The organism is Paenibacillus sp. J45TS6 (assembly GCF_018403285.1).
Taxonomy (GTDB): Bacteria; Bacillota; Bacilli; order Paenibacillales; family Paenibacillaceae; genus Paenibacillus.
The window spans coordinates 43468-59680 of record NZ_BOSJ01000009.1; the positions used below are offsets into that span (position 1 = coordinate 43468).

At 38.7% G+C, this 16213-nt stretch carries 18 protein-coding genes and 2 pseudogenes; 4 read left to right on the forward strand and 16 right to left on the reverse strand.

Annotated features, from left to right (window positions below; all coding sequences use genetic code 11):
• Positions 1-40: 40 nt before the first annotated feature.
• The 8 genes from KJS58_RS14490 to KJS58_RS14525 all read right to left on the reverse strand — a co-directional run bounded on the left by KJS58_RS14490 (position 41) and on the right by KJS58_RS14525 (position 5868).
• On the reverse strand, positions 41-937 hold the full coding sequence (locus KJS58_RS14490) for a GAF domain-containing protein (protein ID WP_213533332.1): 897 nt from the start codon (positions 935-937) through the stop codon (positions 41-43).
• The gene (locus KJS58_RS14495; protein WP_160032179.1) at positions 930-1583 is read right to left on the reverse strand and encodes a response regulator; all 654 of its coding nucleotides are present in this window, start codon (positions 1581-1583) and stop codon (positions 930-932) included. The genes KJS58_RS14490 and KJS58_RS14495 overlap by 8 nt, the downstream gene beginning before the upstream one ends.
• A 23-nt stretch (positions 1584-1606) precedes the next feature.
• Positions 1607-2857 carry a sensor histidine kinase gene (locus KJS58_RS14500; protein ID WP_249717367.1) on the reverse strand — a complete coding sequence of 417 codons (1251 nt, stop codon included), beginning with the start codon at positions 2855-2857 and terminating at the stop codon, positions 1607-1609.
• A gap of 213 nt (positions 2858-3070) precedes the next feature.
• Entirely contained in the window at positions 3071-3457 is a 387-nt protein-coding gene (locus tag KJS58_RS14505; RefSeq protein WP_213533336.1) for a hypothetical protein, read from the reverse strand.
• 249 nt (positions 3458-3706) lie between these two features.
• Entirely contained in the window at positions 3707-4105 is a 399-nt protein-coding gene (locus tag KJS58_RS14510) for a YhfM domain-containing protein (protein WP_213533338.1), read from the reverse strand.
• Positions 4106-4139: 34 nt separating this feature from the next.
• Complete coding sequence (locus KJS58_RS14515) at positions 4140-4412, reverse strand: histidine phosphatase family protein (RefSeq protein WP_213533537.1); 273 nt, start codon at positions 4410-4412, stop codon at positions 4140-4142.
• A 6-nt stretch (positions 4413-4418) separates the two neighbouring features.
• Positions 4419-4991 carry a DUF6241 domain-containing protein gene (locus KJS58_RS14520; RefSeq protein WP_160032183.1) on the reverse strand — a complete coding sequence of 191 codons (573 nt, stop codon included), beginning with the start codon at positions 4989-4991 and terminating at the stop codon, positions 4419-4421.
• Between the two features lie 586 nt (positions 4992-5577).
• Complete coding sequence (locus KJS58_RS14525) at positions 5578-5868, reverse strand: hypothetical protein (protein ID WP_213533340.1); 291 nt, start codon at positions 5866-5868, stop codon at positions 5578-5580.
• A 306-nt stretch (positions 5869-6174) separates the two neighbouring features.
• On the opposite strand from KJS58_RS14525, the gene KJS58_RS14530 reads away from it, so the two are divergent.
• Positions 6175-6789, forward strand: a complete 615-nt coding sequence (locus KJS58_RS14530; RefSeq protein WP_213533342.1) for an acetate uptake transporter — start codon at positions 6175-6177, stop codon at positions 6787-6789.
• Between the two features lie 283 nt (positions 6790-7072).
• A complete protein-coding gene (locus tag KJS58_RS14535; protein ID WP_213533344.1) occupies positions 7073-7519 on the forward strand; it encodes a GNAT family N-acetyltransferase in 447 nt (148 codons plus the stop codon).
• A gap of 128 nt (positions 7520-7647) precedes the next feature.
• Here KJS58_RS14535 and KJS58_RS25490 read toward each other — a convergent pair whose 3' ends face one another.
• The 3 genes from KJS58_RS25490 to KJS58_RS14545 all read right to left on the reverse strand — a co-directional run bounded on the left by KJS58_RS25490 (position 7648) and on the right by KJS58_RS14545 (position 8836).
• On the reverse strand, positions 7648-8241 hold the full coding sequence (locus KJS58_RS25490) for a hypothetical protein (RefSeq protein WP_249717350.1): 594 nt from the start codon (positions 8239-8241) through the stop codon (positions 7648-7650).
• Positions 8242-8330: 89 nt separating this feature from the next.
• Positions 8331-8462 (reverse strand): hypothetical protein, encoded by a 132-nt coding sequence (locus KJS58_RS25660; RefSeq protein WP_283771284.1) that lies wholly within the window; start codon positions 8460-8462, stop codon positions 8331-8333.
• On the reverse strand, positions 8462-8836 hold the full coding sequence (locus KJS58_RS14545; RefSeq protein ID WP_213533346.1) for a DUF6508 domain-containing protein: 375 nt from the start codon (positions 8834-8836) through the stop codon (positions 8462-8464). Before KJS58_RS14545 ends, KJS58_RS25660 begins: the two co-directional genes overlap by 1 nt.
• 191 nt (positions 8837-9027) lie before the next feature.
• On the opposite strand from KJS58_RS14545, the gene KJS58_RS14550 reads away from it, so the two are divergent.
• Positions 9028-9420, forward strand: a complete 393-nt coding sequence (locus tag KJS58_RS14550) for a hypothetical protein (protein ID WP_213533348.1) — start codon at positions 9028-9030, stop codon at positions 9418-9420.
• A gap of 545 nt (positions 9421-9965) precedes the next feature.
• Here the strand turns inward: KJS58_RS14550 and KJS58_RS14555 are convergent.
• A pseudogene (locus tag KJS58_RS14555) lies at positions 9966-10202 on the reverse strand (ATP-binding protein); the annotation flags it as partial.
• A 281-nt stretch (positions 10203-10483) separates the two neighbouring features.
• Here KJS58_RS14555 and KJS58_RS14560 point away from each other — a divergent pair.
• On the forward strand, positions 10484-11962 hold the full coding sequence (locus KJS58_RS14560) for a methyl-accepting chemotaxis protein (protein ID WP_213533350.1): 1479 nt from the start codon (positions 10484-10486) through the stop codon (positions 11960-11962).
• A gap of 132 nt (positions 11963-12094) precedes the next feature.
• Here the strand turns inward: KJS58_RS14560 and KJS58_RS14565 are convergent.
• The 4 genes and pseudogenes from KJS58_RS14565 to KJS58_RS14580 form a co-directional block, all read right to left on the reverse strand.
• A pseudogene (locus tag KJS58_RS14565) lies at positions 12095-12233 on the reverse strand (IS3 family transposase); the annotation flags it as partial.
• A gap of 16 nt (positions 12234-12249) precedes the next feature.
• Positions 12250-12981, reverse strand: coding sequence for a DUF695 domain-containing protein (locus KJS58_RS14570; RefSeq protein ID WP_213533352.1), 732 nt, complete (start codon positions 12979-12981; stop codon positions 12250-12252).
• Between the two features lie 196 nt (positions 12982-13177).
• Complete coding sequence (locus KJS58_RS14575) at positions 13178-13507, reverse strand: DUF3024 domain-containing protein (protein ID WP_213533354.1); 330 nt, start codon at positions 13505-13507, stop codon at positions 13178-13180.
• 238 nt (positions 13508-13745) lie between these two features.
• Positions 13746-15956 (reverse strand): S-layer homology domain-containing protein, encoded by a 2211-nt coding sequence (locus tag KJS58_RS14580; RefSeq protein WP_213533356.1) that lies wholly within the window; start codon positions 15954-15956, stop codon positions 13746-13748.
• Positions 15957-16213: the final 257 nt, after the last annotated feature.

Below are 16213 nucleotides of genomic sequence, written 5' to 3' on the forward strand. Positions count from 1 at the left end.
CTCTAGGAATTCCCCCTTCATACACCTATTTTATATTAGTCTATACTTCCCAGTGAATCTCATCCAAAAGTTGGCGGGTAGGAATGGCAAATCGTACGGACTGACGATTCTGTGCTACGGATACTTCAAGATCTGACTTCAGTGATTTTAAAAGTTCTCGCAGCGTATGGAAAGTCTCATGAGTATGAGAGTACGTTCCCTCTCCTTCATACACGACGAGTGTATACCCTATAGCGTCCTGCTCCATCGTAATCTTGGCACTAGACAGTCCGCTGAAATAATCATGTACCAAAACATCTAAGACAGCTGCAATTTCTTGCTGACGATGACTTGAAAGACGTGTAAGTCTCTGATCCAGCAGTTCACACTGAACCCCTTCATTATGCAAACTCCGTAGTTTCTGTAGCAATGGACCTGTCAGATCTGCTTGTTCTGCTTCTTCTGGCTCTACTAAGGAGACAAACGAAGTGGTATGGTCATAGAGAGCAGCGAGCGCTACAGCACTTTGTTCTACTCGTTCGACTTCTTGCGGGCTGAATATCCGTTCTTCCCGCTGTCCGACAAGTAATACACCATAGGATAACTTTTGTTCGGGTCTTGATGAGTCAACCGATACCCCCATACCCGAACGGATGGACTCAATGAGGAATATCGGATATTCCAGCATTTCATCTTGTACTTCCTCTGGAAAATAGTTGACGATAAAAGGGGCTTTTGTCTTCAGCACTCTTCCAGCCATCCCTTTTCCCATACGAACCATAATTTTTTTATAACGTTCTGTGTTCGCCCCGAGTGCCATTTTCCAATGAATATCTCGATAATTCTCATCAGCAAGTGCTACAGCAATAAAGTCTAGTTTTAATTCCGATTTAAGCTGCTCTAGTTCCGTTTGTATTTGTTTTTGGATCGTTAGATGGTGGGTAGAAGGTTCAGTCAAATTCGAGCAACCCCCTCTTAAAGGCGAATTCCATCAGCTCACGGCGATTACTCAGTTTCAGTTTTTCCATGATATTTCCTTTATGGTTCTCCACCGTTTTCACACTGATTGTAAGGAGTTCCGCGACTTCTTTATTGGTATAACCTTTAGCGACTAGCGTAAATATTTCTTTTTCCCGCTCTGTTAACGTTTCAAATCGGTCTACAGCATCCTCTGCATTTCCATGCAGATAAGCTTGTATCACTTTTTTCGTATCCGCTGGCTGTAAATAGACCATTCCTTGCTGCACCTGCTTGATCGCAGTTACGAGTTCTGTAATGGGAGCTGACTTTAATACATATCCGGATGCTCCTGACTTCAGTGCCCTGAACAAATACTGTTCATCGCTATGCATGGTTAAGATAATTACCTTTACCTCTGGCATGGATTGCAAAAGCTCACTAGTCGTATATAGTCCATCTCGTCCATTCGGCATACTCAGATCCATGAGCACAATATCAGGTTTTAGCTCAAGCGCTTTTTTTATACACGATCTTCCATCTGACGCTTCACCTACCACCGTTATTCCCGGCTTAGTATCCAGCACAGCCCGAATCCCGCTGCGAACCACCGCATGGTCATCCACTATTAGTACTTTTATATCCATATATTTTCTATAATCCTCTCTTCTTAAAAGGTACTTGATTCGTCAATGGGCACTTTCACTTCAATCACAGTTCCTTCATTTGGACTCGATTTGATATCAAATTCACCTTGGAGAATATTCACTCGCTCTTCCATACTGTAAAGACCAACTCCTTGACGAAGTTCAGAGGTCACCGTAAATCCTACGCCGTAATCGCGAATCAGAAGCTCCGCTAGTCTCGGTTCAACTTTCAGTTTTACTTCAACTACTTCTGTACGTGAATATTTAGCCGCATTTGTAAGAGCTTCTTGTATAATCCGGTAAAATGCAATTTCATGAGCGGACGGTAACAACTCACTATCCCCTTCAATGGTGAGCAACACTTGAATACCAAATTTCTGACCATACAGCCGGACATAGTTACGGAGTGCAGCCACAAGTCCCATATCATCAAGTGCAGAAGGTCTAAGCTCGACGGATAAATCGCGGATATCTTCAATCGTGTCTCGAATCGACTCCTGCAGCGCATCTAATGGTTTATCGATCACAGACTCCTTTTCCTCTTCTAATAAAGACTTCATCACTTCTGTCTGAATGAGAATGCTATACAGGGACTGTCCAATCCCATCATGCAGCTCACGAGAGATTCGTTTGCGCTCATTTTCTTGTGCTGACAGGATAGAGTGAGTAATCATCTTCGCAATTTTGTTTTGTTCTTCCTGCCTTGCTTTTTCCACTTCCTGAAACCGAATGATATTCAGTGGTCCATACATCGGATCTTTATAATGCGATACACTCGCATTCATGGATCTTGTTATCCCTTTTGTAGTCGTCAATTGAACTTCTATATATTGTGTTCCCGGTTCAGTGATAAAGCATTTATGATAGGAACACAGCTTATTTAGTCCCGCATAATTGGAACAATGATTACAAAAATTAACCGTAACAGGATCCTGATCCATTTTAAGAAGTTCCTTTGCTGTCGGATTCATGCGGATGATATTCAATTCACTATCCGTTACCAAAATTCCATCAGGACTATGCTGAAATACATTCGTAAACAATTCCTGTTCAGAACGAAGCTTATGGCTTTGCCAATTGATCATGAAGAAGAATAACGTCGTAATAAAAAGTACAAATAAAAAAATAGGCAGATCTTCTATCCACCTTCGATCCACTTCCTGCTCAATGGCACGAATGGCAAGGACTATAATTAACGTCATACTCACCGTGAGAATGCCGTTTTTCACCATGAATTTCATAAAAGCTCTCGTCTTCTGAGCCGGTGTAGACATCAAAGACAATCACCCCTTCTAAGTTCTTTGTTGCTTACTTCAAATTCTAACACTCATAATCCCATCATAATTGTGATTAATATCACAACGCGTAGGGGTATACATGTAACAATCGCGTTCAATTCCATAAGGGTATCCTGATTTAGAATAGAAAAGGAACCTCATCTATAATAGATAAGATTCCTTTTGTGCCCTTATTTTATTTTTAAATAGTTAATGTAAAATGTAACCGTCCAGATAATCTTTCATTAGATGATTCGATATACGGAGTGCCTCCGCTCGATCTGAAGCAGGAACGGAGATCATAAGTCCATCGTCTCCGCTCCAATTCCCCCCTTGGTTACCTTCTGCTGAATATCGATCCATCACCGTAATTGTTACCTCACGAAAGGAACGATTCACAAAGATGGTTCCATACAAAAAATGGCTAATCCCTTCATCTTCATTATATTGATATAGCATAATCCCACTAAGGTCTTTTCCCAAATTAATCTCTAGTTGTCTTTGATTCTCCGGAACAGGTATTTCTTCGCCTTCAATTGTGATCGTTCCAACGAATCTTTTATTTCCTGTAAGGCTTGTATATACGGTGCCTTTCATATCTATGGCTATAGACTTTTCCTCTCCAATATGTTCCTCACCTAGTCTATACTTTATTCCTTGGGCATGTAAGTGGGTGGTCTGAGGGTATATGGATATCAGGGTGAAGGCGAGGAAGGCTATACTAATAATAAGGATCGATAAGCCTATTTTTTTCTTCAATACCATTCTCCTTAATCCTCTTATTCCGGCCGCATCATAAAGCGGAGTCAATATGGTTCCTCATGAACGTGCTGGCAGGATCATTATTTAATGTTTAGACACTAAATCCCTTAATTTGTTGGCATGGTCCACTGATATTTCATATCCCTGACTTGTATTCTCCTGATTCACCAGTAATCCCTTTACCGTTCGACGTGATCCTAAAGATAGATGATAATTTGTAGTTACATCGTTTGAGTAGAAAATGGTCATATTATATTCTGCACTGTAATCCAGTTCTCCCAGATTCTCTACTGCCGTATTTATTGCTTCTTCAAATAGCTTAATTGATTCCTCATCATTAAAGGATTGATTCTCACACTTCACTTCTGATATTGGAGTGTTGCATTCTAGCTCTATAGAGGTAATGGAGGTAATGGAGGTAATGGAGGTAATGGAGGTAATGGCATCCTTCGGCTCGGTCTTCGTACAGCCTGTAATAAACATGAGAACTATTGCGATAGCTACCACGCATCTTATATTAATTAGACTCACACCTTTCCGTATCCAGATGAGTAATACAATTATATAACTTACAATCCCAGCTTAACTCTACTTTATTTAACATCGTTACCGATGTGTTGTGTAAATGTTCTGATGTATCAAAGTGCGGAATTAATTTTTTTAATGATAAACCAATCAGCGCTCCGTGGCTTACAATCAATACTTTTTTGTCAGGATGCCTTTCTGAAAGATCCATAAAACATCCGACACCTCTTGAAATAATGTCATCATTCGATTCAATACCCGCTATACTTTTTTATTTGGTATCCGTTCCCCATATTTTTTCTACAAAAGCAGCTTCCTCTTCTGGCGTCATGATCCCTTTTGCTTTACCAATATTCCCATTCTCTAGTTTCCAGAAATAATTATGATCTTTATCGATCTCCGAAAAATCTCCAGCCTGCCATTTCATCGCGATCTTGAGCATGTTTTCGTATAAATCCCAATCGGTTCCTTTGGTTTCGATGACTTTAATAATCTGTTCGATCCGTTCAGGAGTCATTTGAATCGAGTTCCATTTATCCGAAGCAACCACTTTCTGATGTGTCATATCATGCATCACTCGAACAACACTTGACTTCATAACATATACATCATCTTTTAAGGCAAGAGCCATTGCTAAATCAATTTCTTCATCCGTATCGGTCGTTTTAATTTCTCCGATCACGCTTAATGACTCGCCGGGTTTTAATGTCTTTTTGACCGCTCCGACATCTTCTTTTATGGATTGAGTTGTATTGTAATTAACAATATAATAAACAGCTAGGGTGGCTGTTATGACTATAAATACAGATAATATGGAAATGGTAATCTTTTTCTTAGTAGACATCTATAATTCCCTCCATTGCTCGCTTTTGTCCAAATCAAAGTCTATGTCTCACCTGCAGTAGCTATGGATCGTTAAAATAAATTAATGGCTAAATTCTTATTTTTTAATTCCTCCTATATTTTAAATAATTTTCTAGCTACATTAATACAGACGTTTTCAACTAAGGAATGTTTCATGGGAACAAAAAAAGCCCCAGTTTCCCAGGGAATCTAGAGCCTATGAAGGCGATCAACCATCTATTGAAAAATTATTTTTTAGATCTGATATACGATCTCTTTCGAAAATCAAACTAATTCGCTTTTTGATGGTTCAAACAATCTAAAAACAGCTGAAATTTCGGTTTTAATGATTTTGATGATTTAAGTAGCGCTAACTGCACTATATCTATTGATCAAGAACTTAAGCCCGATGGAGATTATCTTGTTGGCGAGGGTGGCACTGGTGAACTCCTTATTAAAGGAACAAAATCAACCCAACCCTCACTGGCTAAAGTAAAGGACATCGAAAAAGTCATGAAACTCAGCCAGTGTAGGATGATTGCCTGATTCGTCTCCTACAAATCCTTCTTATTCAAAGTTAACCTAACTTACTTTCTTTTTTTACGACGGAAAAGCGAAATTCCTCCGAAACCACTGATAACAGCGATGTAAAAACCAAAATCATACCACCATCCTGTGTTATAGACTTCATATAATCTGATGTTATCGCTGAATAAACCGAGTATTAATGAGATCGGAGCGATCCATCCATGCCATACTCCACTAAAAAATCCCGCAAGATCCTGAGCATTCTTTGCTCCATCCCCAGGCACACACCCCGTCAAAAGAGCTATGATGCTGAATAACATCGCCATAAAGAGAAAATGTCTTGTTTTCATATTCATCACCTTCTTCCTGATTATTATATTCTACCCTCAATCTATGTAAATGTTATATAGTCTATGATGTTTTGGTACTGAATATTATTCCATAATTATACATATTATATCCTTGTGACGATAGCCATTTGAGCAAACAAGACGTTAGATTATAGTAATCTCATACACTACTATTTACTAATGAATTGTATATCAAAAATTTCTACTTACACTTTTTCAATGACTGTGATATGATTTCCAAGGCTAATCAGAATGGTGACCCCACTGATTGGCCTATTTCACATGTATATTTTACTGGAGGCAACTATGACATCACAAGAAAAACAATCAGTACAAATCGTTACAGCAGATCCAAGCGGAATCGGCCTATTTGGCTTAGCAATCGTAACGCTTGTCGCATCTTCGCAGAAGCTTGGTCTCACAACAGGACTTAGTTACGTGATTCCTTGGGCTATTTTCCTTGGTGCAATCGCCCAGATCTTCGCTGCTGTTCAAGACGCAAAGCATAATAATACATTTGGAATGACGGCATTCGGTGCCTATGGCTTCTTCTGGCTCGGAGTAGCGAGCAGCTGGTTAATGAAGATGGGCGCATTTGGTCCGATTTTGGCCGCTGACATAGATGGGAAACAGCTCGGCTTCGCCTTTCTAGGTTATTTGATATTCACACTGTTCATGACGATCGGTGCTATGGAAACCAATAAAGTACTGTTCATTATATTTGTGTTAATTGATTTTCTTTTCTTAGGATTAACACTCGACGCATTTGGAGTTGCACCTCATGTATTCCATACCATGGCAGCCTATGCGGAAATGAGTATTTCTATCGTGTCCCTATATGGTTGCGGCGCATCTGTTCTTAACGCACATTTCGGACGCCGTTTCCTTCCGATTGGCGCGCCATTCGGCATTTTTAAATAAATTGCTGTCTAGGTAACTAGATAATACAAAAAGCTCTGATAGATCAATCTATTGATCATATCAGGGCTTTTTTTCACCGATTCAAAAACTATTTATTGTATAACCGTTTTGTACCAACGAGAGATAATAAGTTACAAGTATAATAATGAATATATTTTCCATTATCGAAAGGAGTGATGTGATATGAAGAAGATTATCCTTACTATGGTGGTTGTTACGGAGAAAACACATTTATAGTCACAGAGGAATTCCTCTGTGATATCAAAACTACGGAGGAATTTATGTGAGTATTGAGCTAAAACCAGTATCAATTGACAACTGGTACGACTGTACCAAGTTACATGTAAAGCAAGAACAAATTAGCATTTTTCCTGCCCCTATTGTTTACTGGATTGCAGAATCTAAATATGTTGATGATTTTGAGCTGCGAGGGGTATATTCCGGGGCATTACTAGTCGGATTTATTGTTTTTTGTAAAAGCCCTGATGAGGATGGTAACCACTGGATACCTGCACTTATGATTGATCAGAATCATCAAGGCAATGGTTATGCCAAAGCAGCAATGAAAAAGTTGATTCATCTTATGAAGCAAAATGGCTGTAAGAAATTAATGATCGGACACAGACCCGATAACTTTATTGCTGGGAACCTTTATGAATCTTTAGGGTTTCATAGGGTTAGCGAAGAAATAAGCGACGGTGAGATCATTCGTTTTCTACAACTTAATTAAACGGTACCTATAGTAAATAATACTGGGTGTCAGTAAAAGAAACCTATTGTTGCGCTAACGAGGAACGATAACAAAAGACAGGAGCCGGATTTCGGCTCCTGTCTTCAACTAATGTGCTCTAAAACTGACTATTCATTTTCGCTAACGATACGCTTGATTTCTTCTTTAAATGAAATTAAATCTTGTCCAGCTACCATTGCGTTGGTCTTCTCTTGTTGATTTACAGAGAATACTTGATCGCCTTGAATTTCATATTTCCCCTGATACTCGCCAGCAACATAATAGAGAGGTCCGACCTCAGCCTTCTGTCCTGCCTTTAAAAATAATATGTATTTTTCATCTGGCTTCATAAGTGGGTTATCTCGCTGAATAGTAAGATCACCCGTTTTTTCCCTTGCCTCTTCCACACCAACTTGTTTTAGAATAATTTCCTTCTCTTCACCGTTGCCTTTTAACAGGTCTATAATTGTAGCATTATACAACGTAGAATCTTTTTCCACATCTTCGCTATGGATATCTTTTATCTTAACTTCAGCAATTACATCTGAGGCTGCTTCGAGTTCTTCTAAGCTTTCATATGAATATGCCAAGCTGCCTGAAGAACCTCCAAAAACAGCCTGAGAATTAGGATCGCTTCTTGTTATGGATATTTGTTCAGTTGCCGAAACATTTTTTTCTCGAGGAGCGAAAGAACATCCTGCAAGAAATACAACCGTTGCCATCGAACCAACTATTACTTTTACGCATTTCAATTTTATCTCCTCACTTTCATAATTCTAATTGATTCATCCTTGTAAAAGGTTGTCATATTTCAATAATCAACAACCTCAAGCCTCTCAGCAAACAGAAACTCGGCAATTACTAAATCTTCTTGAACTTGACCAATTAATCTCACGGATTTAGCCTCCATAAACTTAGATTGTACAGCATTTATTCTCTGCATTACTCACTAATCAGTTCTCGAAGTCTTAATAAGATATTAGTAACATGTCCTTTTAGTATCACATCAATAAAAAGACCCTCATTAAACCGATCTCCTCGAATATAACTAGTCATTAATTTCCTAAGGGTTTCTAAATCTGCATCCCTAATTTTATCTTGTACATTATTATTCACATTTTTAAATTCATCATTTTCAGAAATCCACTGAACCCAATCAAAAACGAGTAGAAATTCGGTATCATATAGTTCTTTTCTAAATTGACTTACTTCTGGGCTTTCTATCCTCCAACCCTTGCTCTCACTAAAAAAGACACTACGGTCATTCTGAAAGAACTCAAGATAGTTTGTTAATCTCTTTATTTGTAATACATCCATTTTCGAACTACCTGCTCCATTCTATAAATAAAATTTGATTTACTAATGAGGGCGTACATCACAGCATTAAACAGCATTAAACAACGAAAACAATGGAGATTTTAAACATGATTGCTTATCTAAGCATTATTGTTTAAACTTAACACCGAATAGATAATTTAACACTATTTGGAAAGGATTAAGAGTGGTTTATGGAAAAATCCAAGAAAGAATTTATCCTTAATACTTTTATCATATCGATGGTTCTGTCTTTGATTTCGGGCTGGATTGGAGCAAAAATAGTTGTAAACCATTCGGAATTAAGCAATAGAGGGGATTGGGCTGTGCCCTTTTTTGTTCTTTTCCTTATCTTATATGCCTTTAATCTTGTGATGAGTATCGTTAACTATGTAATTGCGATAATGGTTAACAACTTCATTTTACGTTTGCTCATATTTAATATTTTAGGTTTAATCATCGCTGTCATCGCATGGGTTTCCAAAGGTGGGAGTGTTTATTTAGCAACTTTCATTTATTCAACTTTTATTGTGTTTTCTATTGTGGCTTTAGTGATCAACCAGTCAAATGGTAACCCGCAAAAGTAACAAGCAGCATATAAAAGGAGTTCTAGAGAATTTCTAGAACTCCTTTTTGTGAATTGCTTATTTACTTATCATGATTTTACGTATCTGTATCTATCCACTTGTTCGAAAAATAATGCTGTACGATCTCATGTAAATACGAGTTAAGTTTGCTCGGCACCTTTATTTTTTGCTCTTCTTTGATGCAATCCAGAAGACGAGTATCACAATGGGGATAAAGATAAACCATGGAATGTTGATTGTGCTTTGTGTGATTAACGCGAGAAGCATCAATCCGATGACACCAATTATAAGCCAGAGACACCCTCTACCCAGCGTTTCCACGCGTGTAATTCCTCCCTTCATTAATGGGATTGCAATTTCTAGATCAACTACAATAACTGTATGTCATTAGTGAGGTTCACATACCAAGAATACAGGGACCTTTATGGACTTGGCCGACTTGGTTATGATCAATATTCTCCACGCTTCACACTTTTAAATCCTTTCTCATGAAAATATTTGAGTAGGTTTGCTCTCCCCGATTTATTCAAATTGGAGTTACTTTAGATGATGTGGAGATCGCTTTGCTCTATAGCATAGTTCACAATGGTATTAGTTACAGAGAATTTCAAAGTGTTTGGACCCTCTGTAGGACGAAGTTTCTTATAATGCGTATTAATAAATTCAGCATGATTATCCTGATCAATGACAATAGATTGTTGTAATACAGATTCCAACTCTTTGGCAAAGGTGGTTTTGCCGCTATGCGTTTTTCCAACCGTCATAACCACCAAGCGATCCATAAGCCTCTCTCCTATTTCTTTTATGGTTTTTTATCGTCTTTGAAGCATAAATAAATCTTCCTCAAAATAGAAAAACGTCATAAATCTCATTAAGAAATTCATGACGTTCAATTATGTAAGTCTCCTAGATTGATGTAACACCGTCAATACCTCTACTCCATCATTGAAACAAAATCTTATTTTACAGGTAACCTTACTGAATCCTTGTTCATTTTTAATGATAAATGACGATATGTATAGTAGAGCTTACTATTAGAATGTTAGAAGGGGTTGTCAACAGCATGGCAGAGTCAGCACAGGATCAATTCATGTATCAAGATTTACGTAGAAGGAACTTATTAATTTGTATTGCGGCTACTGTAATTTTTGTATTGATGATTGCATTGGTCACCACAGCTAATTATTCTGGCTTTGTCCTATGGATCACTGTAATTCCTAGTCTTTTACTCACAGGGGGGTTATGGGTAGCTTACATCAAAAAAATGAATAATTTAATTCCAATCCTTGCAGTGGTGGGAATGTTCATTATTTTACTCATTCAAATTATGCGAGGTAGTGGCAGTATTACTACGGTTGTGTCTGCATTTTTTATCATGAGTATCGGAATACTTTATGCCAACTTCCCCAAAATTGTTGCGCTTGGATTCACAGAAGCGGTCATCCTTATCGTCTACAGCATGGCAACCATGAAAGAAATCACAGCGAATCAAAGGACAATTTACTACATTCTGTTCTACTTTATTTTGTCTGCTATTATTCTTATTATTCAATCGTATTTGACTAGAAAACTTAATGTTCATGTACGTAGCTTAAATGCGCAGTCTTCTGAGATGCTTGAGAAACAGCTGGAAAGAGAGAAGAAGATTGCCGATACCACTCAATCTATCTATGGTAATATTAGTGAGATAAGAGTGAACAGTCAGGAAAATCATAATATTTTTAAAGAAATGAATACTGCATTTCAAGAGTTGGCCTCTGGATCGGCTACACAGAATGAAACGATTGGGGAGATATCGGAGCATATCATCACTTCTAATCAGAAAGTAAATCAAATGATTGATTCAATCACCAGTCTTGTGACTCAGATTGTATCAGCCAAAACAGCCTCTAACGACGGAGGGGAAGTGATCCTCCAGCTGACAACTACGATTGATCATTTCCATCAGAATATGAATGAGATGAAGACGGAGATGGGGTCGCTCATTACTAACATTTATGATATTAAAGAGCTGACGAATACGATAGAGGAAATCGCTAACCAGACAAGTTTGTTATCACTGAACGCGAGCATTGAAGCTGCGCGTGCAGGTGAATTCGGAAGAGGCTTTGAGGTGGTTGCACATGAGATTCGCAAACTAGCTGAATTAACGAATAGCTCAGCAAAGCGCATTACTGAGAATATTGCCGAAGTCACTCGCCAAGCAGATTTATCCAATATCCGTCTGGAAGAGAATACAGATTACATGAATAATAGTTTAGAGCTAGTTAAACAGACGAAGGGGTCGTTTGACACCATTGATCTGAATGTATTGGAATTAGCAAAGAATACTGAAGATTTCTCAAGTTATGCAAGTTCTGTAAAAGAAGCAACTGAAGAAGTAGAGAGTACTGTAAATCATTTTGTAGCAATAATTGAAGAATCCTCGGCAACATTAGAAGAGATGTTAGCGACTGTAGATACTCTGACAGATCAGAATGAAAAAATAGTTCATCGAATCGAAGGGACAGACCAAGCTCTTAAAGATCTAGTTATAATGTAGTTATACATAAAGAGATCTCTGAGTGTTAATTGTGCTGAGTGAGGCTTATAGACCTCATAACATAACCAAAAGTAACCCCCTGACTCCTTATGAGCCTGAAGTGACCCCTAAAAGTTAGACACGGTTATTTCATTAGGCAGCTTGGGTAAAACGAGTTCGGTACTGCACCGGACTCATTTTTAATTTTGCCTTCAATCGTTTTGTGTTGTAATAGTTTATATATTTTTACTAGTTTTAGTTCAAAATGTTGTACACTCTCAAATTCCTTTAAATCCTCTACTTATAATCTACTTAATAACTATGGATTCCCATCCATCGTAATCACCATTACATACTTCTGCTAAATCAATAAGGCTGTCCGTAACTTCATTTATTGAATGGAAGTCGACATCATCATGACGATATATCTGAGAATAAATTTCTTCGTCATTAGAAGGATTGGAACTGATATTGAAACTGAGAAGTTTAACCTTAGCTTCAAAGCGATCTTTATCTTCAGTGGATTGAAAATAGATCCAGTGATCTACCCTTCTCCGTTCTTCTAATTTATCCCCTGACTCTTGCAACTGTTCGATAACATTCCTATTCCCCATATGTTGTATTTGATATTTGTTGGGGTAAAGGAAATCAAAATAAAAATCCCAATGATTCTTTTCTTCAATATTATGAACCTCAATCTCATAACCATGTTCAAGGAAATACTTTTCTGCTACTTTTTCTAGCTCGTACTGTTTAGAAAAATAATAAACTACATCTCGTAAACCATCGGTAGTTATCCTGCCAACATTAAACCCAACATCTATAATCTCATTATTGATTCTTTCTTCTAGATCATTGATTAAAACAGCCTCATCATTAGTAGGAATGCTACTTTCTCCTGGGTTCTTGATTGGTATTCTTAAAACCTTTGGATACGGATACTCAGATTTATCAATCTCCTTCCAGATATCCATATCCAACACAATTGATGAAAATTTATCTTCAATCTCACAAAAATAGATGTCCCAATGATCAGACATATAGAACTATACCTCCTTAGGGAATTCCGCCTAACATTCTTATATTCACATTGCCCCAATCCTAACTTCCGACTAGCGATAGTTAGGATTGGAATGTGCGTGCTAAACCCCTCACTAAATTCATCTAACATACTAAAACTTCGCAAGAAACCGATGTTTGAATATTATATAATGAGAACTCATTAACCTTTTCAAGTTACCCCCAAAACAATCCGTTATGCCCTTCATCCACGATCGCTAACTGTGTTTCAAAATCTTCATTTGGTTCTATGTCATCTATAAAATGCCATTTCCCTTTACTGTCTTGCCAGTATACTTTCCATTCCTTTTCATCTAATCTAAACTGAGATATAGGCATCTGCACCCATTGATCACTTTTGTAGCCTTGTCTTTCTTCAATTAATGTCACATGTTTTCCTCTGATCTTATAACTGATTTTAATCTGGTTTTTCACATGTTCTGGTACTGCATTTTCAGTGTACTTGTCCATGATCTTCTGAATCCGTTTCTTTGTAAAATCATCCATGTATTCTGTCTCTCCTGCCTTAATCCATTTTGTTTGATTATATCACGATGATATCTCCTAACGTTCTAGTTTTTACAAGCTCAAAAGAGTTAAGGCAACAAAGTTCCCGGGTTGACAAACCTAGCAATTGGAATGTGACGCCTCTCCGAAAAATCTTGCCATCATGCATTCTCAAAAAAGAAAAAGCGAGGAAAGCAAATCGCTCCCTCGCCCTTGATAATTTTATTTTAACTATCTATCAGTTTGCTGTGTTACGGCTTAAAATAGCCGCTGTCTGTGCCCGTGTGATATTCGTATCTGGCTTGAAAGTACCGTCCGGATAACCGTTCACAATCCCTTGCTTAACAGCCCAAGCTGTAGCAGCAGCATAGTATTTCGTGCTTGTTACATCTGGGAAGCCAGAATCCGCCGTGATATCCGGTGAACCGGCCATGCGGTAAAGAACAGTAACCATCATTTCGCGGGTCATATTGTCATTAGGTCTGAATGTACCGTCTTTGTATCCTTCCACAATTCCCTGTTTAGCAGCCCAAGCAACAGCTTTAGCATAGTACTTATCACTAGATACGTCGGAGAATGCAGCATCTCCTGTAACATCCGGAGAACCCGCCATACGATACAAGATCGTAGCCATCATTCCGCGAGTCAGGTTCATATTAGGACCAAACGTAGTACTCGACATCCCGTTCATCAAGCCCTTATTTACTACATTAGTGATATCGTCAGCATACCATGCATCCGCAGCCACATCAGTAAACATAGAACTAGCTTTAAAATCAGCAACACCAGAGAAAGCATTCACTTTATCCGTCATGTAAAATACAGTCGATGCCTGACCTGTGGAACTCTCGCCGTTTGCTCCTGGCATTTCGCCATCAGGCGGCAGTGCAGGTCTTTGACTATCATCAGGTAGTTCAGGTCTTTCACCACCTGGCATTTCACCATTACCAGGCGTTACGCCATCAGGTAGTTCAGGTCTTTGACCATCCTCAGGCAGCGCAGGTCTTTGACTATCGTCCGGAATTTCAGGTTGTTCACCACCTGGACCTCCCATACCCACATCAGTACCTGTGTACTGCTGCTTTGTCGCCTCTTTAGAAAAGCCCGTTACCGTGGAAACATCATACAGACCGTCTACTTCTTTACCGTTTACATCGCCGCCAACATAAATGTTATACGACTGACCTACCTGAAACTCAGGACTACTAATAACAGCACCCTGATATCCTCGGTAGTTTTCACCTGAGGACTCGTCCTTTTCCGGATCATAAGCAAATACGACTTTCCCTTCTAAATCAGTAACAATAATCGCTTCCTCAGCATTCTGAGAAGAAGCAAACTGAAGGTTCATTGTCACTTGCTTAGAGTCACTTTCAGCCCAATCCATAGTTGAACCAGTCGCAACTACATAACCGCCATTAATATAGCTACCTTTGTCGGCATCTAGGCCAGAGTCTGATTGAGGTTTAGCTAGAGAAATCACTGTTCCGCCGTTAATGACTAGATATCCATTAGAATCGATACCATCACCTTCAGATCCCAAACCTGCCACTACATGCAGACTACCACCGTTGATCGTAGTAACAGAGACACCATCTTCGTTTGTATTGATACCATCGTCCTGAGACTGAATGTTGATCTTACCTCCATTGATGGTTAGATGCATTTCTGTATCCATACCCTCGTTGTCAGCAGTTAAGTTCAACACGCCTGTGCCCAGCTTCTCACCATTCACATTCATTGACTGGACGGAGTAGAATGCACCGTCATACTTATATTTTTTCTTCTTCTGATCATTGTCTTTGTAAATACGAGCTACATGAGAACCGCTAATGTTGTTAACAGAGCCGTCAGCCAGAATTACATTCGCACCCGCATCCGTTGTATCCTGAGTGGCAGATGCTGTGTATTCTTCAGTTTCTCCGTTATCGTAAGCAACCCATGCCTGATCACTCTCATATACATTGTAGAAAATGACAGCCGGAGCAATCGTACAGTTGATATCTGCACCGTCGAGAATCAAGTTTACAACTGCAGTAGGGTCTGTACGGCGATCTTCACCGAGGTCAACCACAATCTGTCCATATGACAGTTTACCGGAAATTCGGTAAGTACCCTCTTTTGTAAACGTTACAGCTGTGTGTAGTGCAGCTTCCTCTTCGGAATGCTTTTCATCTTCTGTTCCTTCGCCGTAGGGATTTCCACTTTCATACGTATCTTGGTCATGGTAATAAATAATTTCTCCACCGACGTAAACGGGTGATTTCGAATCTTTCGATGCAGCCTCACCGTCTACAGTGATACGATCGTCGCTGAGGACAATATCTACCACATCCGTTTTATCTACCGTTGTTTCTGCAGCCATCGCTGGACTCACCCATAGGACCGCCAGCATAACCATTGCCAGTGTTAGCGACAACATTCGTCGCAGGTGAAAACGATTCCTCATAGCAAAGTCTCCTTTTTCTCCGCAGCCAGTAAAAACCGGCCACCTATTATGTATACTTTTTGGCGAGAATAAAAGTCTGCCGTAAGTAACATAAGTTAGTTTAGTAGATAAACATTAGATAGTTCTTAATAAAAACTTAATAAAAAGTAAGATGTTTTTGTTATTCATAACACTCTATCCGGCTTCGAAAGCTTATGTATTGTACAGAATAAATAGGAGAAACATTTGTCCATTTACCAAAATTAGTATATTTTTAA

Coding starts and splice junctions, on each gene's coding strand:
- KJS58_RS14495 (WP_160032179.1), bottom strand. CDS start 1,583: ATGGATATAAAAGTACTAATAGTGGATGACCATGCGGTGGTTCGCAGC.
- KJS58_RS14500 (WP_249717367.1), bottom strand. CDS start 2,857: ATGTCTACACCGGCTCAGAAGACGAGAGCTTTTATGAAATTCATGGTG.
- KJS58_RS14505 (WP_213533336.1), bottom strand. CDS start 3,457: ATGAAAGGCACCGTATATACAAGCCTTACAGGAAATAAAAGATTCGTT.
- KJS58_RS14510 (WP_213533338.1), bottom strand. CDS start 4,105: ATGTTTATTACAGGCTGTACGAAGACCGAGCCGAAGGATGCCATTACC.
- KJS58_RS14520 (WP_160032183.1), bottom strand. CDS start 4,991: ATGTCTACTAAGAAAAAGATTACCATTTCCATATTATCTGTATTTATA.
- KJS58_RS14525 (WP_213533340.1), bottom strand. CDS start 5,868: ATGAAAACAAGACATTTTCTCTTTATGGCGATGTTATTCAGCATCATA.
- KJS58_RS14530 (WP_213533342.1), top strand. CDS start 6,175: ATGACATCACAAGAAAAACAATCAGTACAAATCGTTACAGCAGATCCA.
- KJS58_RS25490 (WP_249717350.1), bottom strand. CDS start 8,241: ATGGCAACGGTTGTATTTCTTGCAGGATGTTCTTTCGCTCCTCGAGAA.
- KJS58_RS25660 (WP_283771284.1), bottom strand. CDS start 8,462: ATGCAGAGAATAAATGCTGTACAATCTAAGTTTATGGAGGCTAAATCC.
- KJS58_RS14545 (WP_213533346.1), bottom strand. CDS start 8,836: ATGGATGTATTACAAATAAAGAGATTAACAAACTATCTTGAGTTCTTT.
- KJS58_RS14550 (WP_213533348.1), top strand. CDS start 9,028: ATGGAAAAATCCAAGAAAGAATTTATCCTTAATACTTTTATCATATCG.
- KJS58_RS14560 (WP_213533350.1), top strand. CDS start 10,484: ATGGCAGAGTCAGCACAGGATCAATTCATGTATCAAGATTTACGTAGA.
- KJS58_RS14570 (WP_213533352.1), bottom strand. CDS start 12,981: ATGTCTGATCATTGGGACATCTATTTTTGTGAGATTGAAGATAAATTT.
- KJS58_RS14575 (WP_213533354.1), bottom strand. CDS start 13,507: ATGGATGATTTTACAAAGAAACGGATTCAGAAGATCATGGACAAGTAC.
- KJS58_RS14580 (WP_213533356.1), bottom strand. CDS start 15,956: ATGAGGAATCGTTTTCACCTGCGACGAATGTTGTCGCTAACACTGGCA.